This window comes from Cobetia amphilecti, from assembly GCF_032923285.1.
Classification (GTDB): Bacteria; Pseudomonadota; Gammaproteobacteria; order Pseudomonadales; family Halomonadaceae; genus Cobetia; species Cobetia amphilecti.
Window position 1 is genome coordinate 2,672,268 of record NZ_CP136695.1, and the last position, 24,104, is coordinate 2,696,371.

Here is a 24,104-nt window from a genome sequence, read left to right on the forward strand (position 1 = left end):
CCTGAAGGACTGATCGCTTGAAAGCCGCCACAGGAAAGCCCCGCACGTGCCTACGTGCGGGGCTTTTATCTACCACGGATTGCTGATTTCAGCCGCCTGCCGGGGCGCCCAGCCCTTACAGCCCTTCCGGCAGCCAGCCATCTCCTGCGATCAGGTGCTCGATCAGCTCCTGCACCGGCATCGGTCGTGCATAGAGATAGCCCTGATGCAGCGAGCAGCCATGCGCGAGCAATTCGGCTCGCTGCTCCGGCGTCTCGATGCCTTCGGCCACCACTGCAAGATGGAAGGCCTCCGCCAGCCCCAGCATCGCTTCGATCATGGCCTGCCCCTTGCTGGAGCCCAGCGCCGTCACGAACTGCCGATCGATCTTGAGCTTGTCGAACGGTAGCCGCTGCAACTGTGACAGCGAGGAGTAGCCCGTGCCGAAATCGTCCAGTGCCAACGCCACGCCGTGAGCCCGGATGGTCTGGAACAGCACGGCCAGGGCCTGGATGTCATCCGGCAGCTGGCTCTCGACCAGTTCAAGCGTCAGGCGCTCACACAGCTCCGGATGCCGGAACAACATTTCCAGGTCTGACAGGAAGCGCTTGTCCATCATGTGGCGCACGGTCACGTTGACGCTCAGATGCAGCTCATGGCCGCTTTCGTGGACGTGCATCAGGGTCGCGATGCTTTCCTTGAGCACCCAACGCCCCAGCGCGACATCCAGGCGGGCGGACTCGACGATGGCCATGAAATCCGCCGAGCCCATCAAGCCATGTTCGGGGTGCTGCCAGCGAATCAGCGCCTCCGACAGCTGCAAGCGGCCGGTACGCCCGTCGACGATCGGCTGCACGAAGAGCCTGAGCTGATTCTCGCGCAGCGCGACGGTGAACTCGGCCTCCAGCTGCTTGAGGCGACGCAACTCACGCTCCGCCTCATCATCGAAGAAATGCCACTCGCGTTGGCATTGCTGGGTATCGTGCAAGGCACGCTCGGCGCGATAGACCAGCGCATCCACCTGATGGCCATCCTCGGGATAGCGCGTGATGCCCAGGCTCGGCTGCAGATAGATCACCTCATCATCGAGCGTGACCTTGTCGCGCACGGCATTCAGCAAGTTGTCCAGCCAGCCGCTGATGCCGCCACGCGTCGCTTCCAGCAGCCGGCGCTGGACCATGATCAGCAACCTGTCGGTCTCGAGGCGCGCCACATCGCCCGAATTTCCCAGCAAGGGAGCAATGCGCTTCTGGACCTGCTCCAGCTGGTAGTTGCCCGGCTCGGCGCCGGCATGATCGTAGAGCACCTGCAAGCCGCCGATCCGTAGCGCCATCAGCACGAAGCCCTCCATCGGCGCGACCTCGCCCAGCTGGTCAATCCTCACCTTGATCATGCGTAACATGCCCTCACGGCTGAGCAGGCCTGTGTCGAGATCCATCTCGCGCTCCTTCAGCAACTGCTGCTGGAGCAGCACGCGCTCCTGCTCCAGTCCTCTTACCACCAGCGTATCCAGGGTCATGTCCAGCAACGGCATCATCTCGGTGGGGTTGAGTCGATGCCCACGACTGGCCACTAGCAGCAATTCGCTGCGCCCGGGATGCGGCGAGACCGAATAGCCCATCAGCTGGCTGGCGCCCAGTCGCTGACACAGCAGCAGCGCGCGATCTTCCTGCTCATCGACACTCCTGTCGACGCTCCCATCGTCATCGCGTCGCGAGCGATCACCGGCTGACACGCACACGCGCCCCACCGGCAGGCGCCAGAGAGGATCACGCCGCAACGATGCCTCACTCAACCACTCACGCTCATCGTGACTCTGCAGAATCAGGTAGCCGGCGTTGGGATTTCCCACCTCACGCCGATAGATGATGATCTCTGCCCCCAGCATCTCGCGCACGCGCTGCAGGTACCGAGTGAGAGAGGCACGCGCGTTCTGCGGCGTGTGGGTTTCATAGGGGACGCTCAGGAATTGCTGATTGAGGATGCTGTGGCGCTGGTATTGATGCTCGAGATAGGCGCCATAGGCCCGACTCGCCCTTCGGCGCCGACTATCGCGCACCAGCATGCCGATGGTGCCCATGCCCGCCAGCAAAATGATCAACAGCAGCACCGCCAGCGGAGTGCCCATCTCCTGCAGCAACTGAGCGACGCGATTTTCATCCTGCCAGCAGGCCTTGGCATGGTTGTAGCGATCGGCACGGCCGGATGCCGGCAAGGCCACGCAGATCTGCTGCGTCGCGATGGGCTGTGGCATGGCGTTGCTGACGACCTGCAAACCCTTCAAGCCCAGTACGGCCGCCTGCTCGTCCAGCAGGTCTGTCGTGAGCGGCATGCCCAAAATCAACAGCCCCTGCTCGTCTCGCGGTGGCAAGGCCTCCTCATCCTCGTAGAGCCCCTGCATGCCGATCAGCCATGGCTGGTTATCGACGATCAACCAGGCCAGCTGGGGTTGTGTCGGTGACTGGCGGGCAGCCTGCATGACGGGGGCGAGCGCACGTCGCCAGCTCACCGGCTGCTTGCCCAGCCAGTCGGCCCCCGGCGACCCGGCGTTGTGCTGCACCCAGGCTGCCACCTGCCCATCGCCACGCACCGCAGAGATCAGATGTATGCCGGTATTGATGGCGAACTCGGGGCCATACATGTACTCGAGCCAGGTCGTGTCGAGCTCGGGCTCGCGCAGAAACCTGGTCACGGCTTCTTCCCAGTAGCCGTTCTCCTGCAACTGTCCTGCGAGCAGGCGCTGTTCACTCTTGACCCACAAGGCCATCCGCTGCCTGTCGGACTCACGATCCGCCTCGCGGGATTGCGTGATCTGGCTGGCCGTCAACCAGGCAGTGGCCAGCAATGCCGCCAGCAACAGCAGCGGCAGCAGGTACATCCGATAGCGGGGGCCAGCAGGCAGGGAGGCGTGCGCGAAGACAGCAGAAGACTCGTGTGCCGGCACACGAGAGGAGGAACGCGATGCTGAAGAATCTGACATTGATTTACCGATGATGAGGCGACCTCCTGAACCGGGTCGGCAGGCTGTCGCCTAGCCTATGAGGTCAGTCTAGATCAGACGTTCAGTTGAAGAATACGCTGCACATTCGTCGTGGTGGATAACGCGATATCGTGGCGACTGCTCGCGCGGAGTTCCGCCACCACGTCCGCGACCTTCGCCACTCGCGATGGTTCATTGCGCTGACCCTGAAACCCGCACAGCGGCATGTCGGGGCTATCGGTTTCCAGCACGAAGCCATCGTCGGGCAGTGACGCCACCACTCCGCGCAGCTTGTTGGCACGCGGGTAGGTCACGCTACCGCCCAGCCCCAGCACGAAGCCAAGCTCGAGAAAGCGCTCCGCCTGCACCTGACTGCCCGCGAAGGCGTGGATGATGCCGCCACGGGTGAGTCGTGCCTGCTTGATACGCTTGGCGACTTCGTCATTGGCGCGCACGCAGTGCACGATGACAGGCAGGGAGAATTCGCGTGCCATGCTCAGCTGGACCTCGAACAGCTGCCATTGGGCATCATGATCGGCCAGTCGCGCATCGAAGCCACATTCGCCCAACGCGACGACCTGGCCAGCATGCTGATCGAGGGCCTGATGAAGCGCCGCCAGCGCGTCATCGCCATGCTCGGACAGAAAATAGGGGTGCAGTCCCAGGGCGCCGAAGATACGCGCCGGTGAATCCACCAGCGCCAGCACTGCCGGGAAGCTTGCCACCGTGGTGGCGGGCACCACGAAGGCCGAGACATCTTCCTGCTCGGCACGCGCGATGACCGCCTCACGATCCGGCGTGAAGTCAGCGAAATCCAGATGGCAATGGCTGTCGATCAGCATGGAATCTCCCGGGGATGGTCGTACAGCCATCGTGCTATATCTGCGTGTGACAGACAAACGAAGGGACCGGCCTGGTGGCCGGTCCCCTGAGGACGAGTATCGATATTGCTTGTCAGTCACCGTGACTGACGCAGATGGCCTAGGCCGCCTCCACCGGCGCTGCCGGCGCCAGCTCGGAGGTGCAATGACCACAACGGGTCGCCGCCAGCGGCACCTTGGAAAGGCAATACGGGCAATCCTTGTCGGTGACCTCTTCCGGCGCTTCCTCGGCTTCCTTCTTGAGCTTGTTGATCTGTCGGATCAACACGAACACCGCCAGCGCCACTAGGGCGAAGCTGATGATGGCATTGATGAACAAGCCATAGTTCAGCGTGACGGCTCCCGCTTCCTTGGCGGCCTCGAGACTGGCATAGGGCGCGGCCTGAGCGCCTTCCTTGAGGACGACAAAGAAATTGGCGAAATCGACTCCGCCGATCAGCAGCCCGATCAGCGGGTTGAGCATGTCACCGACCAGACTCTTGACGATCAGTGTGAATGCCCCGCCGATGATGATGCCGACCGCCATGTCGACGACGCTTCCCTTGACGGCAAAATCACGAAATTCCTGCATGAATCCGGACATCTGTCATCTCCTGTCACTCGCTAACCATCCGGTGGATTGCCACGCATCATGCATGGCCCGCACTGAGACACATCCCACGCCATTGTTGTTGTCATTGTCTGCGCCCTACCGACCTTCGCCCCAGCAAGCTTCATCACACGGATGCCAGCAAGACAACATGACCCAAACATTATGCCGTGCTGATGCCACGCCATGGGTTGGCTGTGTAAACGTAGGGTTACACGCATGTCTGGACACAAAAAACGCCACCTTTATCCGGGCATAAAAAAACGCCACCCCGAGGGGTGGCGTTCTTCATGGCGTGATCGACAGACTCGCTATCGCAGCGCCATTACTACATCGCCGCTGCAGCAACTCCGTCGCGGCAACGCCGTTATGGCAACTGTCTCAGTGCTCACGAGTCGCGCGGAAGGTAATGTCCGGCCAGCGTTCCTGGGTCAGCTGCAGGTTGACGCGGGTCGGCGCGATGTAGGTCAGCCAGCCACCGCCGTCGTAGGCCAGGTTGGCACTGGCCTTGCGCTTGAAGTCTTCCAGCATCTTGGTGTCATCGCAGTAGATCCAGCGTGCGGTCTGCACATTGATCGCCTCATAGATGCACTCGACCTTGTACTCTTCCTTCAGGCGGTGAGCGACCACGTCAAACTGCAGCGTACCGACGGCACCGACGATCAGGTCGTTGTTGTCGAACGGCTGGAAGACCTGGGTCGCGCCCTCTTCGGAGAGCTGCTGCAGGCCCTTCTGCAGCGCCTTCATCTTCAGCGGGTCCTTCAGGCGCACGCGCTTGAACAGTTCCGGCGCGAAGTGCGGAATGCCGGTGAAGCGCATGTCCTCGCCGATGGTGAAGGTATCACCGATCTGGATGGTGCCGTGGTTGTGCAGGCCGATGATATCGCCCGGCCAGGCCTCTTCCACGTGGGAGCGGTCCGCCGCCATGAAGGTCAGGGCGTCAGGAATCTTGACGTCCTTGTTGATGCGCACGTGGCGCATCTTCATGTTCTTCTCGTACTTGCCGGAGCAGACACGCAGGAAGGCGACACGGTCACGGTGTTTCGGGTCCATGTTGGCCTGGATCTTGAACACGAAGCCGGTGAAGCGCTCATCGTGGGCGGTGACTTCGCGGGTATCGGTATCGCGCGGCTGGGGCGGCGGGGCATATTCGACGAAGCCGTCGAGCATCTCGCGCACGCCGAAGTTGCCCATGGCAGTACCGAAGTAGACCGGCGTCAGCTCACCGCGACGATAGGCCTCGAGATCGAACTCGTGGGAGGCGCCGCGCACCAGCTCGACTTCCATGCTCAACTCTTCGATCAGGTCTTCGCCCAGCACTTCGATGGCTTCGGAGCTATCGAGGCCCTTGATGCGCACGTCATCGGGAATGCGGTTGCCCTGGCCCTGCTTGTAGAGATGGATCTCGTCATTGAGCAGGTGATAGACGCCCTTGAAACCCTTGCCGACACCGATCGGCCAGGTCATCGGCGCACACTGGATGTTGAGCACCGTCTCGACTTCGTCCATCACCTCGATGGGGTCACGCGTCTCGCGGTCCATCTTATTGACGAAGGTCAGGATCGGCGTGGTGCGCAGGCGGCAGACTTCCATCAGCTTGATGGTGCGGTCCTCGACACCCTTGGCACCATCGATGACCATCAGTGCCGAGTCGACGGCAGTCAGCGTCCGGTAGGTATCTTCGGAGAAGTCCTCGTGCCCGGGGGTATCCAGCAGGTTGACCATGCGGTCCTTGTAGGGGAACTGCATCACGGAGGTGGTCACGGAGATGCCACGCTCCTGCTCCATCTTCATCCAGTCAGAGGTCGCGTGGCGATCGGCCCGCTTGCTCTTGACCGAGCCGGCCATCTGGATGGCATTCCCGAACAGCAGCAGCTTCTCGGTAATGGTGGTCTTACCGGCATCCGGGTGAGAGATGATGGCGAATGTACGGCGCACATCCGCCGACTTGGCAATCTGGGAATCTGACATGAGCTGAAAGGCATCCGGCCCGACGTGAGGCACGCCGCGCGCACTGTTGGGTGAATAGCAGAACAAGACGAATGGCGCGCATTGTAGCGGCTGCCGCGGCGCGGCAACAGAGGCGAGCGTGATCTACACGCCTTCGATCATCCCTACGCGCACGAAAATGCCAAGGCCTTACTCCTCGCCCTCGGACAGGGTCTCAACGATACGGCACTGCGCCACCACCCCGCCGGCACAGCAGTGTGTCAGGCGCTGCAACTCCTCCTCCATGACGGCGAGATCGCGCTGACGCTTGCGCACCTCGGCCAGCTGCGCCTCGATGCGCGCGTCTATCTGATGGCACGGCAACGCCTGCTGATCCGCCAGCCCCAGCAAGGCGCGGATATCGTCCAGCGAGAAACCCAGACGCCGGCAACGGCGGATGAAGGTCAACCGGCGCAGTTGTGCTTTGCCATATTCGCGATAGCCGTTGACCGCACGCCGCTGCGGGGCCAACAGCCCTTGCTTCTCGTAGTAGCGGATCGTCACCGCCTGGACGCCTGAGGCCTTGGCCAGCTGACCGATGCTCATCGCCCCTGTAACAGCCCCTGTGCAAGCCGATGATCTTTGCGGGTCTTGCGCTGCTATTCCCGGCTCGCGCTCGGATCCTTGTGTCATGATGCTTGACCTTATAGTGACTATAACCTCCATGCTGTCAGCAATACGACAGGAGGCCAAGACCCCTTATGAAAAGCTGTTGCGAAAGCAAGTCCGACGAGCTGGTAGAGCTCAGAGCCTCTCAGGGCAAGGTGCTCAAGATATTGCTGGCACTGAATGCCAGCATGTTCTTCATCGAATTCACCGCAGCCTGGTGGCTGGGCTCCACCGCACTGCTGGGGGATTCACTCGACATGTTCGGCGATGCCAGCGTCTACGCCCTGACCCTTTATGTCCTGCATCGCAGCGTGCGTGAACGTGCATTGAGCGCGCTGGTGAAAGGCATCGTGATGCTGGCGCTGGGCGTGATCGTCCTTGGCGAGGCGGGCTATCAGGCCCTCAATGGCGTCGCCCCTGCCGCACACGGCATGGGCGCCTTCGCCCTGCTGGCGCTGGCCGTCAATCTGGTCTGCTTCGGCCTGCTGTGGCGCTTCAAGTCGGATGATCTGAACATGCGCTCCACCTGGCTGTGTTCACGCAATGACATCATCGCCAATGCCTCGGTCTTCGGGGCCGCGATACTGGTGGGCTGGACGGGCTCCCGCTGGCCGGATGTGCTGCTGGGGGCGGCGATTGCCGCACTCTTCCTGCAGTCCGCCTGGCAGGTGATTCGCGACGCGCGAGTAGAGCTTGGCGAGGCCAAGCAGGCCGAAAGCGCGCAAGCTGAGCATGAGCAAGACGCAAGCTCGCAAACCTCTGACGCTCCGCCATCATCCTGCGCCACCCGCAGTTGTTGCGCGCCATCCACGGCTGCCGTGGTGGTCGAGCAGACACCCGCCAGCGGCGACAGCTCCAGCAAGTGCTGTCGGTGAGACGATGACCCGAGACAAGAAAGCGCCCCGTCGAGACCGCCGAGGCGCTTTCTTGTCGGGATACCGACAATGATCAGCCCACCGGACAATCTGGCTGACGCTCGGGGTGGGCCTGCTGGAAGGCTTCCATTGACTGACAGGCCGCCTCGATGGCCAGAATCCTCGGGTAGGCCTTGAATTCACACTCGAAGCGCCGTGCATTGTAGAGCTGGGGCATCAGGCAGGCATCCGCCATGCCCGGGCTATCGCCATGGCAGAAACGCCCTGCACTTTCCGCCAGCATCACTTCCAGACGCGCGAAGCCCTCGGCGACCCAGTGTCGGTACCACTCAAGGCGCTGCTCCTGGGTGACCTCAAGCCGATCGGTCAGATAATTGAGCACGCGCGGATTGTTGAGCGGATGCATCTCACAGGCCATGAACTGGCACAGTGAGCGCACCTTCGCACGCGCTTCCGCCGCTGAGGGCAACAGCGCCGGGGTGGGCCAGCGCTCCTCCAGATATTCCATGATCGCGAGCGACTGGGTCAGAGCCACAGATGTTGGGGTATCTCCCACCATCAGGGTCGGCACCAGCCCCTGAGGATTGATGGCCAGATAGTCCTCGCTGCGCTGTTCGCCCTTGAGCAGATTGACCGGCACCTGAGCGACCTCAATCCCCTTGAGCGCCAGCGCGATTCTTACCCGATAGCTGGTAGATGAACGGTAATAGCCATACAGACTCATTGAACTCATGCTGCGCTCCCCTGTGACGCGGTTGAATGCCGGCCGCCCCTTCGCACTGCCTCGCACCCTGTTGGCTTTGGGCTTACCGGCACACGACGTCTTCCCGAGACGTGTCTCTAAGAAGCTCTGCCTCTCGACGACGCCCTCAGGCGTCCAACTGCGTCACCTGCTGATCAATGGCGCCGAAGATGCTCTGGCCATCGCGATCGTACATCTCGATGCGGATGCGATCACCAAAACGCATGAAGGGCGTGCGAATCTCATCGAACAGGATCTTCTCGACCATGCGCACTTCGGCCAGACAGCTGTAGCCCACGCCCCCTTCGCTGATCGGTTTGCCGGGGCCGCCATCCTTGCCGGGATTGGACACGGTGCCTGAGCCGATGATCGCACCGGCGCCCAGAGGGCGAGTCTTCGCGGCATGCGCCACCAGCTGCGGGAAGCTGAAGATCATGTCTGGCCCGGACTCTGGCTCACCGAACTTCTCACCATTGAGATGCACGCTCAGCGGCAGATGCACGCGCCCCTCCTGCCAGGCATCCCCCAGCTCGTCCGGCGTCACGGCGATGGGCGAGAAGCTTGACGACGGCTTGGCCTGGAAGAAGCCGAAGCCCTTGGCCAGCTCGCCGGGGATCAGCCCACGCAGACTGACGTCATTGACCAGCATCAACAGGCGAATGTGGTCCTCGGCCTGCTCCGGACTGACGTGCATCGGCACATCATCGGTGATGACGGCGATCTCGCCTTCGAAATCGATGCCATGCTCCTCACTGACGCATACGATATCGGCGCTGGGGGCCAGGAAGCTGTCGCTGCCGCCCTGATACATCAGCGGGTCATGCCAGAAGGTCTCGGGCATCTCGGCGCCACGCGCCTGACGCACCAGCTGCACATGGTTCAGATACGCCGAGCCGTCTGCCCACTGATAACTGCGCGGCAGCGGGGAATGCAGCGCCTGACTTTCCAGCGCAAAGGCGTCCGTCAGCGTGCCATCATTGAGCGCCGCGTAGCGTTGCTCGAGCCCGGGCGCCAGCGACGTCCAGTCTTCCAGCAGCGCCTGCAGGGTCGTGGCGACATCCGCGACCTTGACGGCGCGGGTCAGGTCACGGGAGACCAGCAGCAGCGTTCCATCACGGGAACCATCCTGGTAGGTAGCGAATTTCATGGGTGCCTCCTTGAAGAGCAACGTGAGCAATAATGCAGGAATTGCCTAGGGTCGGATGACGATGAACAGTCAAAGGTCATCACGTATGCAGGGTGAATTAAGGGGTGAATTGAGGAGTGGTGTGAGGCGTGAAGTGCGACGCGAGCCCCTGCCATACCGAGCCGTAGTCGCGCTGACGAGCGCTCGACGACAGGGCCTGCGGGGTGGGCTGGAACAGATAGCGACTCTCGAACATGAAGGCGAGCGTATTGCTCTGATAGCGGGGGGCAAGTTCCGCCTGACTGGCGGCCTCGAAGGTGGCAGCGTCGGGGCCATGCGGGGTCATGGCGTTGTGCAGACTCGCGCCGCCCGGGCGGAAGCCTTCGCGCTTGGCGTCATATTCGCCATGGATCAGCCCCATCAACTCGCTCATCAGGTTGCGATGGAAATACGGCGGCCGGAAGGTGTTCTCGGCGACCATCCAGCGTGGCGGAAATATCACGAAGTCGAGATTGGCGACCCCGGCGGTGTCCGACGGTGATGTCAGCACGGTGAAGATCGAGGGGTCAGGATGATCGAAGCTGACCGTATTGATCGTATTGAAGGTCGCCAGATCATATTTGTAGGGCGCGTAGTTGCCGTGCCAGGCCACGACATCCAGCGGTGAATGATCCAGGCTCGCGCGCCAGAAACGCCCACCGAACTTGGCCACCAGCGTGAAGTCACCGGCTTCGTCCTCGAAACGTGCCGATGGTGCGAGGAAGTCACGCGGATTGGCCAGTCCATTGCTGCCGATGGGTCCCAGCGAGGGCAACTCGAGAGGCGCGCCATAGTTCTCGGCCACATAGCCTCGACAGCCCTCCGCGTGCCCCGCCAGCGGATTGAGTTGGAACTTGATACCACGCGGAATCACGACGATCTCGCCGCTGGCGACTTCCAGCAGGCCTAGCTCGCTGCGCACCTCGATGGCACCCTGCTGCGGCACGATCAGCAATTCGCCATCAGCATTGTAGAAAAAGCGCTGCTGCATGCCGCGAGAGAAGGCGTAGAGGTGCGTGGCACAGCCCTGCTGCGCCTGGGCATCCCCATTGACCGCCAGCGTGATCAGGCCTTCCAGAAAATCGCCAGCGCAGAACGCGATGGGGTCCCAGCGCATCGGGTTGGGATCCGGCATTCTCTCGGCCAGCGGTGCGGTGGCGACCTGCGGCATCTCCATGGGCTGATAGGCGCCCTGCACCACCGAGGGCCGAATGCGGTAAAGCCAGCTGCGCAGATTGTGGCTACGCGGCGCGGTGAAGGCCGAGCCGCTCAACTGCTCCGCGTACAGGCCATAGGGGCATTGCTGGGGAGAGTTCTGGCCCTGCGGCAAGGCGCCAGGCAACGCCTCGCTGGAGACATGATTTCGAAAACCGGCGTGATAATGACACTCAGCATTGCGCTCGCGCATGACGATTCATCTCCTTGTGGGCTCGCGGCTCCTGATGACCTGGGGCATCCACGGCACGACATGCCGCCATCGCCCTTAAATAGTTACATATGAAACCATATAGACAGATTCATACCTTGGCAATCGCTCGAGTGCTCGACTTTTGTCTTGCTCGCTGTCGAAAGTGGTAACATCGGTAACCTGATCCCACCGCCATGCACTGTCGTGACAACGCTGGTCAGCCCTCTCACCGAGACAGGTAACTCTCGATGCAACGCACTGATGACACTCCCGAAGCGCGCGATGCCCTTGATGGGGAAGCCTCACAGGACACGCCCAGCTGCGAGCTGGATCTTGACCAGTTCCTGCCCTATCGCCTCAACCGACTGGCCGAGCGCACCAGTGAGGCGATGTTCGCCCGCTATGGCGAGCGCTTCGCCATCAATGTCGCCGAGTGGCGTCTGCTGGCCTGGTTGAGCCGCGGTGTGCCGATGACCGCGCGGGAAATCAGCCTGCGCACCCACATGGACAAGGTACGCGTCTCGCGCGCCGTCAAATCACTGGAGAGCCGTGAACTGATCCTGCGTCGTCCGAGCGAGCAGGACCAGCGTGCGCAGCTACTCGTTCTCACCGCCGAGGGAGAGGCCATGCTCGCCGAGCTGATTCCCGAAGCGCGGCGTTTCGAGGATGAACTGCTCGGCGCCGTCAATGCACGCCAATACCGTGATCTGCTGCTCACCATGCAGGCTCTGGAGCGACAACTGGATCAACTGCCGGGCGGTGACTGAGGCAGGCATGCAAGGCACTCGTCAACAGGATGACAGGGGATTTCCTGCCCGCCATTTTGTGTGATGTACAATTATGGTATAGGTTATGTAATGCTTTTAAGGAGCCTTGCCAGCATGCATCGCAAACCGCACCTGCCCAGCAAGCCATGTCAGACCTGCCAGCGCCCCTTCACGTGGCGCAAGAAGTGGCAGGACTGTTGGGACGACGTACGCCATTACAGTCAGCGCTGTCGTCGCAACGCACGCCAGCTGGCACGGGAGGCGCGCGATGACGTCCACTGACCCTTGGCTGGTATGGTTGAACGAGGACCTGCGCCTCGATGACAACCCGTTGTGGCAAGCCGCGCTCGAGGAGCGAGCCTCCCATCTGCTGGTCGTGCATGTGGTGGCGGAGACGACCTTTCAGCCCTTCGGCAGCGTCAGCCCCGGGGAGCCACGCCTGCAGCCGCTCAGCACGGGACGGCAACATGCCCTGCTCGGGAGCCTGGAGTCGCTGCGCACGCGACTTCAGGCGCTGGGCAGTGACCTGCTGATCCTCCATGGCGACGCGGCACAGCTGATTCCGCAGCTGGCAAGGCAATATGGCTGCCGAGGCGTCATCGCGCGCCGCGCCACGGGCGTGGTGGAACAACGCCAGCAACGTGCGGTATCGAGCCAGTGTCGCCTGCGGCAATTGAACAGTGGTTTGCTGCTGGACGAAGACGAGCTGCCGGAACCACTCGTCGCACTCCCCGAGAGCTTCAGTGCCTTCCGGCGCAAGCTGGAGAAGGCACGCCCGAGCCTCACCGACATGCCTGCCCCGCTGGACGCGCCGTCCACGCTCCCCGGTTGGCCAGAGTCCGCCTCTCGCGGCTTTCAGGGCACGGCCAGGCACCTGCTCAAGGCTCGCCACTGGCAGGCCGACACCCGTGGCGAATACACCTTTTCCCCCGGAGAGCCCGCCGGCTTGCAGCGCCTGCAGGATTACCTGAGCCCGGCCTTCGCCGGCCAGTACAAGACCACCCGCAACCGTCTCAGCGGCGCAGATTTCTCGACCCGCTTCTCCGTGTGGCTGGCACTGGGCTGTCTGTCACCGCGGCGGATACTGGACACGCTGCACCGCTTTCAGACCACACTGCCCGAGGACTGCGCGCATCCGCAGGCTGCCTTCAAGGACAGCGACTGGATCCGCGTCGAGCTTTTATGGCGCGAGTACTTCCACTGGGATGCACGGCGGCTGGGCAGGCACACCTTCACGGGCGAGTCCCCAAGCCACGACGCGGCTCAGCCGCGCAGCCATGCGCAGACGTCGGAAGCGCTTGAACGCTGGCAGACCGGAATGACCGGGATACCGTGGGTCGATGCCGGCATGCGCGAACTGGCGGCTACCGGCTGGCTGAGCAACCGCATGCGCCAGAACGTGGCGAGCTTTCTGGTCAAGGACCTTGGCGTGGACTGGCGCCAAGGAGCGGCCTGGTTCGAGCATCAGCTACTGGATCACGACGTCGCCTCCAACTGGGGCAACTGGCGCTATCTGGCGGGTATCGGACGTGATCCGCGCGGGGATCGCCACTTCAACATGATGAAGCAGGCACGCCAGCATGATCCTCTCGGCCATTACGTCAGCCGCTGGATACCGGAGCTTGCGACACTACCCGCCGGCATGCAGCGCCATGCGCCCTGGCTCGCCTGGTCAAGCAGCGCAGGGCGCAACGGATCAGCGGGCCACTACCCGCGCCAGCCTCTCACGCATGTCGAGGGTTGGGAGGCCCATCTGGCCGACATCACACCGACACGCGTGACGCCCTGGCTGAGTGGCTCCTTCGAGCGAGGCTGACAAGCGTTGAACAACGAAGAGAGCGCCACAAAGCGGGCACAACGAAGAGAAAGCAACGCAGGGGATTGCATGGCGCCTTGGCGCTAACTGGCCGTCAGGGCTGCACTTTATGAGCCTTATTCACTATCATGGCCGCATTCCTCGCAGGAGTCGTCATGAATCAGCCGCTACCGCCACCACTGTCCACGCCGCACCGCAATCTCATTCGTCTAACCATCGCGCGCGGCATCACCTGGACCGGCTTTCTCATCCTGATCATCTTCGGGCTCGAGATCATCGGCTTTCAGCTCAATGTGCTGCCCGTCATCTCGATCATCATCGCGATGGGGCTGGTCAATGTCGCGACCTGGTGGCGCCTCGGGCAGTCGCATCCCGTCACCGACACCGAGAACCTGATTCACCTGCTGGTGGATATCGCCGGTCTGACGATGCTGTTCTTCCATACCGGTGGCTCCACCAATCCCTTCGTGCCCTATTATCTGGTGCCGGTGACCATGGCGGCCGCAACGCTCCCTTGGCGCTACGCCTGGGTGATTGCCGCGGTCGGCATGGGCTGTTACAGCTTCCTGATGGTGTTCTATGAGCCGGTGCCACAGCTGGCGACCTATGAGCTGGGTGGACGCATCAGCCTGCATGTCATCGGCATGTGGCTGAACTTCGGCCTGTCGGCGTCGCTGGTGACCTACTTCATCTACAAGATGGCCCATGCCCTGCGCACCCGGGATCAGGCGCTGTCCACCACGCGTGAGGCCGCCCTGCGCAGTGAACAGGTATTGGCGGTGGCCAGCCAGGCCGCCGGCACCGCGCATGAACTGGGCACCCCGCTCTCCACCATGGCAGTGCTGCTGAGCGAGATGCGCGAGGATGCCAAGGACAGGAATGACCCTCAGCTGGAGGATGATCTTGCCCTGCTTCGCAGTCAGGTCGACACCTGCAAGCAACGCCTGCAGGCGATGGTGGCCGCGGCCGACCGCCGCCGCATGGAGCAGCCTCAACCCATCAATGCAGCCCAATGGCTGGAGGAAATCGTGCAGCGCTGGCTGGTGGTGCGCCCGGACGTGCAGCATAGCGTCGAGGTGACGCCCGGCGCTGAACAGGCCTCCATGCTGGTAGATACCACGCTTGAGCAGGCGCTGATGAACCTACTCAACAATGCCGCTGACGCCTGCCCGGATGATATCGAGATCACCCTGGAGCAACGCGATCAAGAAGTGCTGATCGACATCCGCGATCATGGCGGTGGTGTGCCCATGGCGGTGGCGGACCAGCTCGGTGAGACCTTCATCTCCACCAAATCCAAGGGCATGGGCATCGGCCTGTTCCTCACGCATGCCACCATCAATCGGTTCGGTGGCGGCGTCAGTCTGTACAACCACGAAGATGGCGGCACCTTGACGGAAGTGCGCCTCCCCCTTCATCTGACATGATGGCGGCAAAGACCGCCCAAGCGAGAACCCTGATGAGCGATGCAACCCGACTGCTGATCATCGACGATGATGAATTCTTCTGCCAGGTCACGGCGCGCGCCATGACGCGTCGCGGCTATGAAGTGGAAGTGGCCCGTGATGAAGCCCAGGCACTCAGCGTGGCACGCAGCCACCGCCCGGAGCTGATCACGCTCGACCTGAAGCTCGAGCAGAGCTCCGGCCTCAAGCTGCTGCCCGAGCTGATCGCCCTGCTGCCTGACACGCGTATCGTGGTGCTGACCGGTTATTCCAGCATCGCCACCGCGGTGGAAGCCATCAAGCTCGGCGCGGTCAACTACCTGTGCAAGCCCGCCGATGCCGACGAGATTCTCAACGCCTTCAACCGCGAGGGCGGCGACCCTGCCGCCGTGATCTCCGACAACCCGCCGTCAGTCAACCGCCTGACTTGGGAGCACATTCAGAAGGTGCTCAACGAGCACGATGGCAACATCTCCTCCACCGCCCGCGCCCTGGGCATGCACCGCCGCACCCTGCAACGCAAGCTACAGAAGCGCCCGGTCAAGCGCTGAGACCGTGCCGCTGGCCTGGTCTGCGCCAAGGCGACACTTTGCTGTCGGCCAAGCAAAAGCCCTCACCATCCTCGCTCGCAAGCGCGAATCGATGGTGAGGGCTTGGTGTCTCTGCACTGCCTGGAATGAGCCGTTGCTCAAGGGTACGCCGTTACTGCGCCGTCCACCCCAGATCCATGTTGAAGCTGGAGCCGGTCACTGAGCCTGCCTTGTCGGAGGCCAGCCATACCGCCATGTCCGCCACCTCGGAGGGATCGATCATGTGCTTGATCGCCGCGCCTTTGAGCATGATCTTCTCGATCACTTCATCCTCGGGCATGTCATTGAGCTTGGCCTGCTCGGCGATCTGCTTGTCGACCAGCGGCGTGCGCACGTAGGCCGGGCAGATGGCATTGGCGGTGATGCCGCATTCGCCCCCTTCCAGCGCAGCGGTTCTGGTCAGCCCCATCAAGCCGTGCTTGGCGCTGACGTAGGCCGCCTTGCCCGGTGACGCGACATGGGCGTGAATGGACGCCATGTTGACGATGCGCCCACACCCATTCTTCTCCATGTGCGGCCAAGCCGCCTGGATCAGCGTGAATGGCGCACTCAGCATCAAGGCGATGATCTGATTCCACTTGGCTTCGGGGAAGTCCTTGATGCGCTCGACATGCTGGATGCCGGCATTGTTGACCAGAATATCGAGACGCCCGAAACGGGACACGGCTTCATCCACCGCCGCACGACACTGCTCGGCATCCGTCAGGTCGGCCTTGAAGAAGGCAGCCCCTGCCTTGTCGGCGACTTCTGCCCCCTCATCACTGAAATCGACCGCCAGCACCTGATGCCCGGCATCGCACATCGCCTGCATGATGGCGGCGCCGATACCACTGGCGGTGCCGGTCACCAGTGCAACACGGACAGGGGAAGACTGTTGTTCACTCATGCGAATCTCCTGACAGAGGGGAATGTCATGCTGCTCTGCAACATATAATGAAGATAGCGCTAATCTAGCCGTCTTTGCCACCCGACCATCGCCGAGTTGCACTCCCCGCTGGCATTATCGGGCGCCAGCCAGCATCACAGCCGCATGATGCATTCGACGCAATCATTGGCCTCCGCTGACGCAACCCGGCGGACACGCACTATTCACGACGAGAAACGAACCTGCTACGACGGGAAGCGAACCTGCACCAGCAGCCCCGGGGCCTGCGGCGTTCCCAAGGGGCTCTCCTTCAGCGCCAGCGCTGCGCCTAGACGTTCGGCGAGCTCGCGCACGATGGAAAGGCCCAGCCCGGAACCTTGAGTCTTCTGGCCGGCCAGACGCACGAAGCGTTCAAAGACGCGCTCGCGTTCACGCAGCGGGATTCCGGGGCCCGTATCGGCCACTTCCATGCGCCATCCAGCGTCGTCGCGGCGGATATCCAGATGCACCTCTCCGCCTTCTGGCGTATAGCGCAGCGCATTGTCGAGCAGATTGCGCAGCAGCACGTAGAGGCCGTTCTCATGACTGACCAACTGCGCGCCGGGTGCAACCTCGACATGCAGCATGATGCCTCGCTGGCGTGCCATGGGGCCCAGGTCCCGCGCCAGCTCATGGGTCAGCTGGGCGAGATCGACCGGACGACGCGGTGCCTCTGCCCCGCTTTCCAGTCGTGACAGGGTCAACAGCTGCTCCACTACCCGCGTCATGCGATTGACGCCATCCACGATCATGCGTGCCGAGCGCCGCGAGGCCTCATCCCTGGCATCGGCCTCCAGATTCTGGGCATGCACCTTGATGCCCGCCAGGGGAGTCCGCAATTCGTGGGCGGCATTGGCCGTGAAGCGCCGCTCCTTGTCGAGGGTGTCCGCCAGACGCGCCAGCAACCCATTGAGGGCATCCACCATGCCGCGTATCTCGTCCGGCGCCTCGCTGGCATCCAACGGCTCAAGGTACCCGGGTTGACGGGCCGTGATCTGATGACTGATGCGCAAGACGGGACGAAACCCCCGCGAGACCGCCACACCGATCAGCAAGGCGATCACGAGCAACCCGACCACCAGCGCCAGCACGTTGTGCAACGCAATCTGGCCGGTCAGTTCATCGCGCACATCTTCACGCTGGGCCGCCGTGACCCAGATGCCACTCTCGGGGAAATACAGCGTGAAGGTGAACCAGTCATGGTGATTGTCATGCTGCCTGCCATAGCCGGGCACCGGCAGGTAATCGAGCACCACGGAGCGTGAAGAGAGGCCAAGCAACGGCTGGCCCAGCGCGTCCCACATCTGGAAGATCAGCTTGTCTTCATAGACATGTCCCAGCGGGGATTTCTCGTGGCCATCGGCAAAGCTCAGGGAGGGTGGACGCAGACTGAACTGGCCCGATGTCATCTGCTGCAACGTTTCCTGACGCGCGGCCGGTGTCAACGACGCGAGTCGGGACTGATAGAGTCGCCCCAGCATGCGTGCATTCTGGGCCAGCTCAGCGTCGAACAGCTCATCAATCTGCTCGCGGGAATCGAAGTAGCTCCAGGCGGCGGCCGTCCCCAGCACGATCACGACGCCACCGATCAGGTTGCGCCGCAGGAAACTGCGGATGGATTTCACGTGAGTTCCCCCAGCCGATAGCCCACGCCGCGCACGGTCTTGACCACCCCGGTGCCGAACTTGCGCCGCAGATGGTGGACATGTACCTCGATGACATTGCTCTCGACATCGCCATCCCAGCCATAGAGCTGCTCGACGAGCTGATCCCGGCTGAAGACACGACTGGGGTGCAGCAGCAGGAACTCCAGCAGATCAAATTCGCGCCGCCCCAGCGCGACCTCACTACCGGAGAGCGTGACAGTGCGGCCAGCCTGATCAATGCGCAACGGCCCCAACTGCAGGCAACCGCTGGCCTGCCCGGCATGGCGCCTCACCAACGCACGCAGACGCGCCACCAGCTCGGCAATGTCGAACGGCTTGACCAGATAATCATCCGCGCCGCCGTCCAGACCACGTACCCGGTCGCTGATGTCATCACGTGCCGTCAGGATCAATACCGGCAACGTCTGGCCCTGACGGCGCAGGTGACTCAAGACCTGCAGACCGTCGAGATCCGGCAGGCCAAGGTCCAGCACCAGCACATCAAAGGGCGAATGCTTGAGCGTGGCGGCGACGTTGGCGCCCTCCTTCAACCATTCAGTGCTCATGCCTTCGCGGCGCAGGGTATGGTTGACCCCCTCGCCCAACAACGGATCATCTTCGACGAGCAGAACTCGCATCTGGACTCCTTGAAATCGTTCTGATTCTGCCATGTCATATCAGGACATGAGACAAGACGTCCGCCACCGAAAGGTGACGGACGTCGAAAGCATACTGTGGGCGGTGTCGACAGATCAGCCAGCCATCACACACCACTGCGTGCGCGGCGCCCCTGGTGCCGAGCATGGCGCCACCTGGCCAGACGCACCGTCAGCAGCATCCTCTGCTCGCGCAGCCCGAGCGCGCCACGCTCCAGCATGCGGCGCGGCCCGCCGATGACACGCCGCAGCGCCTCACCCGCCATCAGCCAGCCATACGCGAGCGGGTGCCTGGCTCGCGCCAGCCGCAGTCGGAAGATCAGCTTGCGCGCCTGACGCGCCACACTGACAGGATGATTGCCCTGATGGCGCGCCAGGCGCATCAAAAGAGGGTCCTCTTCACCGGTGATCAGCGCCGGGGTATGCAAGCGGATACGTGAGTGCTTCGCTGTCGGCAGCGGAACGAAAAAGTCGCCGTCTGCCTGCACGGTCAACTCCAGCAGCGGGCGTCGGCTATCCGCCGAGCCATGAAGCTCAAGACACTCCAGTACCTTGGCGCGCACCTCGGCCGGCCACCCCCCACGCTCGAGCACATGCCAGGCGCGGCCACTCTCCAGATGCCAGCGGCCATCGCCCGGCAGGCTTAGCAAGGTATCGGGGCGCTCCGAAGCCGGGATGTTGTGCAGTTGCGTGCATAGCGCGTCACCCCTCACATCTGCGTGCGTCAGTGACAGGCGGCGGTGTTGCTGGCCACTCGGGGTGGGCAACAACCTGCACAGCAAGGCAAGGTCATCCCCCTCTCGCTCGACCAGAATCAATGCAGCCCCTGCCGCCGCCAGCTGCCAACAGAGTTCTCGACAACTGGAGGCCATCGGCGCCTCGACCAGTACACGATGCCCGGCTAGGCCAGCGGGCTTGAGCTTTGCAGCGGTGTGGGCAAGACCAGTGCGTTCAAGAACTGTGCGTGCAAGAGAAATGAACATGAGGGCTTTCCTTGGGTCGAGGCATTGCCAGACACAGAAGCGCGAGTGGATGACACGCCTTGTGGACCTGCATAGGAGCATGATCGATCAGCTCACTGACAGACATGTGGCAACGAGGTGACATTTCCACAAGACGTGCTGGCGATTCCCATGGCCAACACGCAAGCGCTGAGCTTAACCATGGAGTGATCACCAGCATGAATGGCTGCGCTTAACGCAAACTTAAGCTCTCACAAGACGATGCCACGATAACGCTGGCCTTCCTGCTTCTTGCTCGCCGCTTGCTCACCTCCAGCTCGACTCTCCACCAATGCCCCTGATGCTCAGAAGCCGAACAGCCTGACGATAGGCGGCACGATGAAGGCGGTCAGCAGACCGGTCAGCCCCATCGACATGCCAGCGAAGGCACCCGCCAGCGTGCTCACCGACGAGAAGCAGAACGCAGTACCGATGCCATGCGCCGACAAGCCCATGGTGAAGCCCTTGACGGTATCGTCTCGCGCCCCTGCCAGTCGCATGACAACGGGGCCTAGCACACAGCCGAGGGTGCCGGTCAGCAGCACCAGCCCTGCCGTCAGCGAGGGGATACCGCCCAATTTTTCGGCGATCCCCATCGCGATCGGTGATGTGACGGATTTGGGCGCCAGGCTCAGGGCCACCTGGGTATGTGCTCCCAGCGCCAGTGACAGCCCCAGGGTAGTGGTCACGGCAGTGACGATGCCAACGCAACAAGCCGTCAGCAGTGGCCACAGCATCTGCTTGACCCGATCGAGATGGTCAAACAACGGTACCGCCAACGCGACGGTGGCCGGCCCGAGCAGGAAGTGGATGAACTGGGCCCCTTCGAAATAGGTGGGATAGTCAGTGTCCGTCAGCCACAAAAACGCGATGATCAGTGCGATGGAGACCAGTACCGGATGCGCCAGCGATGCGCCCCGGGCCAGACGATTGATCGCCGTCGCCAGCAGAAAGGCCACCAGCGTCAACAGCAGATGCAGCAACGGAGAAGCGCTCAGGTACACCCACAGGGCGTCAAGCGGGGCCAGATTCATGAGGACACCTCATCGGCGCTGGGTGACTTGCCCCCTGCTCCACTCGGTGTCGCAGAACCTCGATCGATCAGACGTTGCAACAGCCAGGCCGTGACGAACTGGGTGACCGCGATCGACGCAACCAGCGTGATGGCGATGGCGGTGAGATCACGTGCGATGAGCTCGAAATGCACCATCACACCAACGCCCGCGGGCACGAACAGCAGCGACAGATGCGAGAGCAGGCCATTGCTGGCAAGCCTGAGACTGGCAGGCACGCGTTCCCGCAGCAGCGCACGGGCCAGTTGACGTTGGCCGAGGTCTCGATTCGCATTCTCGTCAACACGCAGTACTCCTTCCCCCTCTCTATCCGGTGTAGGCAACAACCGTTTGCGTAGCCGCCCTCGCAACATCAACCCCAGCAGCAGGAACAACATTCCCAGTACTGGCCCTGGCACCGGAAGCAACAATGCACGCCCCGTTACCTCACCGAGAAACTGGCAAAGCAGCAGGATGCAGAACCCCTTGATCAACGCCATTCCTTACAGACTCCTCTTAGCCGTGTCAGCCTTTCAGGCCGCCGTTCTGACAATTATGTCACAGCCGTCCCTGACGCCAGTCCCTCCCCCTCAGTATTGAAGACACCAACAACGGTGCGGCAACGCTTTACTGTGGTAGTCTGCGATCTCGATCACACAACACCGTTACAGACAGGGAAGGCTGCGACAACATGCCAGATTCTCTCGGGCTTGATACTTCCGTTATTCCCAATTGGATCAAGACATTGCGGCATGAGGAGGATCATCAGGCCCTGATGATTCTTGAGCTAGCTGCAGAACTGGCAGACGCTCCTATCGCAATGATCAATCTTCGTGATGGTGGGCAGCTCAAGCGCTGGTTGAGTTTGGACGACAACGTGCACGAGTCCATCCCTATAAACGATGCCCTGTGTGGTATGGCGGTGATGCAAGCTAGCCCTCTTATCACATGTGACGCTCGTCAACAGTCGGAACTCGCTAGATGCAGTTCGGTATTTGCCGACGGCATTCGTTATTACATTGGCTTGCCCCTAAAGGCAGACAATGGCGAGATAATCGGTTGCATGAGCCTAGCGGACTCTGAACCTCGTCAACAGTTGCCCAGCTCAGAAATCCTCGTTCGATTGAACAAGCTAGCGTTACTGGCGACCGAAGCGCTAAAACGTCAGATCAATCAAAGCCATCTCAACGCAGAGTTCGAAGACAGTCAGTCGCGAGCCAGCTGGATATTGCGAAGTATTTCTGATGGCATCCTCGAATGGAAAACAGGCAACGAGAGACTGACTATCTCTACACGCCTAGAGAATCTATTGGGGTACGAGGCCGGGACTCTCGATACCGGACTTGAGGCATTGTATGGAAGAGTCGCGTTTGACATGCGTGACGACTTCAAAGCCTTGATCGGCTCCAAACGATTAAGTGGGACGCCCTTCAATTGCGAGCTGCTAATTCGAACCCAGCAAGGGGATCATCGCTGGTTCGAACTACGTGCGCAATTTGAGGTCAGGAACGGCGCACCCTATCGTTTCATTGGCTCATTGCTGGATATCCACCAACAGCATCTGGCCAAGGATGCCCAGGCTGATAAGTTACGCCGCTATGAACGTCAACAGGCGGCATTGATTGAGCTCGGCAATACACGCCACGACAACAGCACGCACCTAGATAGCCTACTGCCATGGTTATGCGAGCAAGTCGCCAAAGGACTGCAGATACGCAAGGTGAGCTTCTGGTATATGAATGCCGCCCACGACTGCCTTTCACTCGCCCACGTCCATGATGCATGGATTCCCCCTCCGCACGATGCGACGCTTAGTACGGTCCCGACCAGCCTCACTAGAAAACACAACGGACTCTATTTCGAAGCCCTAGATGCCGGACGCGCTCTCGCGTTGGCCGATGTGACCAAGGCCAATCAAGAGTTGCTGTTTGATGGAACCTTCCGATGCAGCGTGAAAGCCATCATCGACAGCCCGATCCGTGTGGCGGGCCAGGTGGTGGCCGTCATCTGCTGCACAGAAAGCCATGCCCCGCGTCAATGGACAGATGATGAGCAGGCATTTCTGGCATCGGTATCTGATCACGTATCACAGCTTATGACCGAATTTGAGCAACAGGCCTCTCAGAAACGCCTGCGTGCAAGTGAGCGACGGTACCGAGCCACCTTCGAGCACTCTGCTGTGGGTATGGCGCACCTAAGTACCAGTGGCCAGCTATTGCGCGTCAATCAACGACTCGAAAGCATCTTGGGCTACACCTCTACCACCCTGTCCCAGAGTGTCATTCGCGAACTGATCGAGCCGGAAGACTTGGAAAGCTTCCTGCTGCAACATCAAGCCCTGATCGAGCAGCGCAAGGACTTCTTTACCCAGCAATGCCGCTTCATACACGCCTCCGGCAACTCAGTACATGCAGAGATTAGTGTCTCTGCTGTCGAGGCGACACCAGATCAGGATGGTTATACGCTACTGGCGTTGATAGACAATACGCTCAATCACACCATGTCGCAGCGCATGGCCCATGAGGCTAACCACGACAGCCTGACTGGCTTGCTCAATCGCGGCGCATTCAAACGTAAACTAACGACGCTTTGCGATGATGCGCGCGCTACCCGTGCGCTGCATTGCCTCGCATACATCGATTTGGATCAGTTCAAGGTCGTCAATGACACCTGCGGCCACTCCGCCGGCGATGCACTTTTGATCCAGCTGGTCGACGTCATTGCCGCCGGCTTACGCAAGCAAGACCGTCTCGCGCGCTTGGGAGGGGATGAATTCGGCTTGCTGATGTCCAACATAACACTGGATGACGCCGAGGCGCTGCTCGAAGAGATGCGCCAGTCTGTCACCAACTTCCGATTCATGTGGGAAGACAAATTGTTCACCATTAGTACCAGTATTGGCCTAGTGAGCATCGACAGCAACCACAACGACCCCCACCAGCTGCTGAGTGCCGCCGACGCTGCCTGCTACGAGGCCAAGGATGCCGGACGCAACCGTGTTCATCTGTAG

Annotated in this window: 21 protein-coding genes; 7 read left to right on the top strand and 14 right to left on the bottom strand. The window is 61.6% G+C overall.

Annotation, left to right across the window (positions count from 1 at the left end):
* Positions 1–115 precede the first annotated feature (115 nt).
* The 5 genes from R1T44_RS11395 to R1T44_RS11415 all read right to left on the bottom strand — a co-directional run bounded on the left by R1T44_RS11395 (position 116) and on the right by R1T44_RS11415 (position 6,964).
* Entirely contained in the window at positions 116–2,959 is a 2,844-nt protein-coding gene (locus tag R1T44_RS11395; RefSeq protein WP_284726984.1) for an EAL domain-containing protein, read from the bottom strand.
* A gap of 74 nt (positions 2,960–3,033) precedes the next feature.
* A complete protein-coding gene (locus R1T44_RS11400) occupies positions 3,034–3,801 on the bottom strand; it encodes a TatD family hydrolase (protein ID WP_131432184.1) in 768 nt (255 codons plus the stop codon).
* A 139-nt stretch (positions 3,802–3,940) separates the two neighbouring features.
* Complete coding sequence (gene mscL / locus R1T44_RS11405; RefSeq protein ID WP_054557004.1) at positions 3,941–4,423, bottom strand: large conductance mechanosensitive channel protein MscL; 483 nt, start codon at positions 4,421–4,423, stop codon at positions 3,941–3,943.
* A 387-nt stretch (positions 4,424–4,810) separates the two neighbouring features.
* Positions 4,811–6,400: a peptide chain release factor 3 gene (locus R1T44_RS11410; RefSeq protein ID WP_131432185.1), complete on the bottom strand. Its 1,590-nt coding sequence runs from the start codon at positions 6,398–6,400 to the stop codon at positions 4,811–4,813.
* 168 nt (positions 6,401–6,568) lie between these two features.
* A complete protein-coding gene (locus tag R1T44_RS11415; protein WP_131432186.1) occupies positions 6,569–6,964 on the bottom strand; it encodes a MerR family transcriptional regulator in 396 nt (131 codons plus the stop codon).
* A gap of 155 nt (positions 6,965–7,119) precedes the next feature.
* Here R1T44_RS11415 and R1T44_RS11420 point away from each other — a divergent pair, with 155 nt between their 5' ends.
* Positions 7,120–7,902, top strand: coding sequence for a cation diffusion facilitator family transporter (locus tag R1T44_RS11420; RefSeq protein WP_317292074.1), 783 nt, complete (start codon positions 7,120–7,122; stop codon positions 7,900–7,902).
* A 73-nt stretch (positions 7,903–7,975) separates the two neighbouring features.
* Here R1T44_RS11420 and maiA read toward each other — a convergent pair whose 3' ends face one another.
* From maiA to hmgA, 3 genes are all read right to left on the bottom strand, one after another.
* Positions 7,976–8,626: a maleylacetoacetate isomerase gene (gene maiA / locus R1T44_RS11425; protein ID WP_131433049.1), complete on the bottom strand. Its 651-nt coding sequence runs from the start codon at positions 8,624–8,626 to the stop codon at positions 7,976–7,978.
* Positions 8,627–8,771: 145 nt separating this feature from the next.
* Complete coding sequence (locus tag R1T44_RS11430; RefSeq protein ID WP_131432188.1) at positions 8,772–9,791, bottom strand: fumarylacetoacetate hydrolase family protein; 1,020 nt, start codon at positions 9,789–9,791, stop codon at positions 8,772–8,774.
* Between the two features lie 97 nt (positions 9,792–9,888).
* Positions 9,889–11,217: a homogentisate 1,2-dioxygenase gene (hmgA, locus tag R1T44_RS11435; RefSeq protein WP_284726985.1), complete on the bottom strand. Its 1,329-nt coding sequence runs from the start codon at positions 11,215–11,217 to the stop codon at positions 9,889–9,891.
* 248 nt (positions 11,218–11,465) lie between these two features.
* Here hmgA and R1T44_RS11440 point away from each other — a divergent pair, with 248 nt between their 5' ends.
* The 5 genes from R1T44_RS11440 to R1T44_RS11460 all read left to right on the top strand — a co-directional run bounded on the left by R1T44_RS11440 (position 11,466) and on the right by R1T44_RS11460 (position 15,796).
* Positions 11,466–11,984, top strand: a complete 519-nt coding sequence (locus R1T44_RS11440) for a MarR family winged helix-turn-helix transcriptional regulator (RefSeq protein WP_131432190.1) — start codon at positions 11,466–11,468, stop codon at positions 11,982–11,984.
* A 114-nt stretch (positions 11,985–12,098) separates the two neighbouring features.
* Positions 12,099–12,266, top strand: a complete 168-nt coding sequence (locus tag R1T44_RS11445) for a DUF2256 domain-containing protein (RefSeq protein WP_131432191.1) — start codon at positions 12,099–12,101, stop codon at positions 12,264–12,266.
* Complete coding sequence (locus tag R1T44_RS11450; RefSeq protein ID WP_284726986.1) at positions 12,253–13,800, top strand: DASH family cryptochrome; 1,548 nt, start codon at positions 12,253–12,255, stop codon at positions 13,798–13,800. The genes R1T44_RS11445 and R1T44_RS11450 overlap by 14 nt, the downstream gene beginning before the upstream one ends.
* Before the next feature lie 155 nt (positions 13,801–13,955).
* Complete coding sequence (locus R1T44_RS11455; RefSeq protein ID WP_107334634.1) at positions 13,956–15,227, top strand: ATP-binding protein; 1,272 nt, start codon at positions 13,956–13,958, stop codon at positions 15,225–15,227.
* 32 nt (positions 15,228–15,259) lie between these two features.
* Positions 15,260–15,796, top strand: a complete 537-nt coding sequence (locus R1T44_RS11460) for a response regulator transcription factor (protein WP_317292075.1) — start codon at positions 15,260–15,262, stop codon at positions 15,794–15,796.
* A 151-nt stretch (positions 15,797–15,947) separates the two neighbouring features.
* On the opposite strand, the gene R1T44_RS11465 is transcribed toward R1T44_RS11460, so the two are convergent.
* The 6 genes from R1T44_RS11465 to R1T44_RS11490 all read right to left on the bottom strand — a co-directional run bounded on the left by R1T44_RS11465 (position 15,948) and on the right by R1T44_RS11490 (position 21,594).
* Positions 15,948–16,721, bottom strand: coding sequence for a 3-hydroxybutyrate dehydrogenase (locus R1T44_RS11465; protein ID WP_317292076.1), 774 nt, complete (start codon positions 16,719–16,721; stop codon positions 15,948–15,950).
* A gap of 224 nt (positions 16,722–16,945) precedes the next feature.
* A complete protein-coding gene (locus R1T44_RS11470) occupies positions 16,946–18,364 on the bottom strand; it encodes an ATP-binding protein (protein ID WP_317292077.1) in 1,419 nt (472 codons plus the stop codon).
* Positions 18,361–19,023 carry a response regulator gene (locus R1T44_RS11475; protein ID WP_107334631.1) on the bottom strand — a complete coding sequence of 221 codons (663 nt, stop codon included), beginning with the start codon at positions 19,021–19,023 and terminating at the stop codon, positions 18,361–18,363. Before R1T44_RS11475 ends, R1T44_RS11470 begins: the two co-directional genes overlap by 4 nt.
* Before the next feature lie 125 nt (positions 19,024–19,148).
* On the bottom strand, positions 19,149–20,024 hold the full coding sequence (locus tag R1T44_RS11480; protein WP_131432196.1) for a hypothetical protein: 876 nt from the start codon (positions 20,022–20,024) through the stop codon (positions 19,149–19,151).
* A gap of 323 nt (positions 20,025–20,347) precedes the next feature.
* Positions 20,348–21,076, bottom strand: a complete 729-nt coding sequence (locus R1T44_RS11485; RefSeq protein ID WP_131432197.1) for an LrgB family protein — start codon at positions 21,074–21,076, stop codon at positions 20,348–20,350.
* Positions 21,073–21,594: a CidA/LrgA family protein gene (locus R1T44_RS11490; protein WP_107334628.1), complete on the bottom strand. Its 522-nt coding sequence runs from the start codon at positions 21,592–21,594 to the stop codon at positions 21,073–21,075. The genes R1T44_RS11485 and R1T44_RS11490 overlap by 4 nt, the downstream gene beginning before the upstream one ends.
* A 191-nt stretch (positions 21,595–21,785) precedes the next feature.
* On the opposite strand from R1T44_RS11490, the gene R1T44_RS11495 reads away from it, so the two are divergent.
* On the top strand, positions 21,786–24,104 hold the full coding sequence (locus R1T44_RS11495) for a diguanylate cyclase domain-containing protein (protein WP_317292078.1): 2,319 nt from the start codon (positions 21,786–21,788) through the stop codon (positions 24,102–24,104).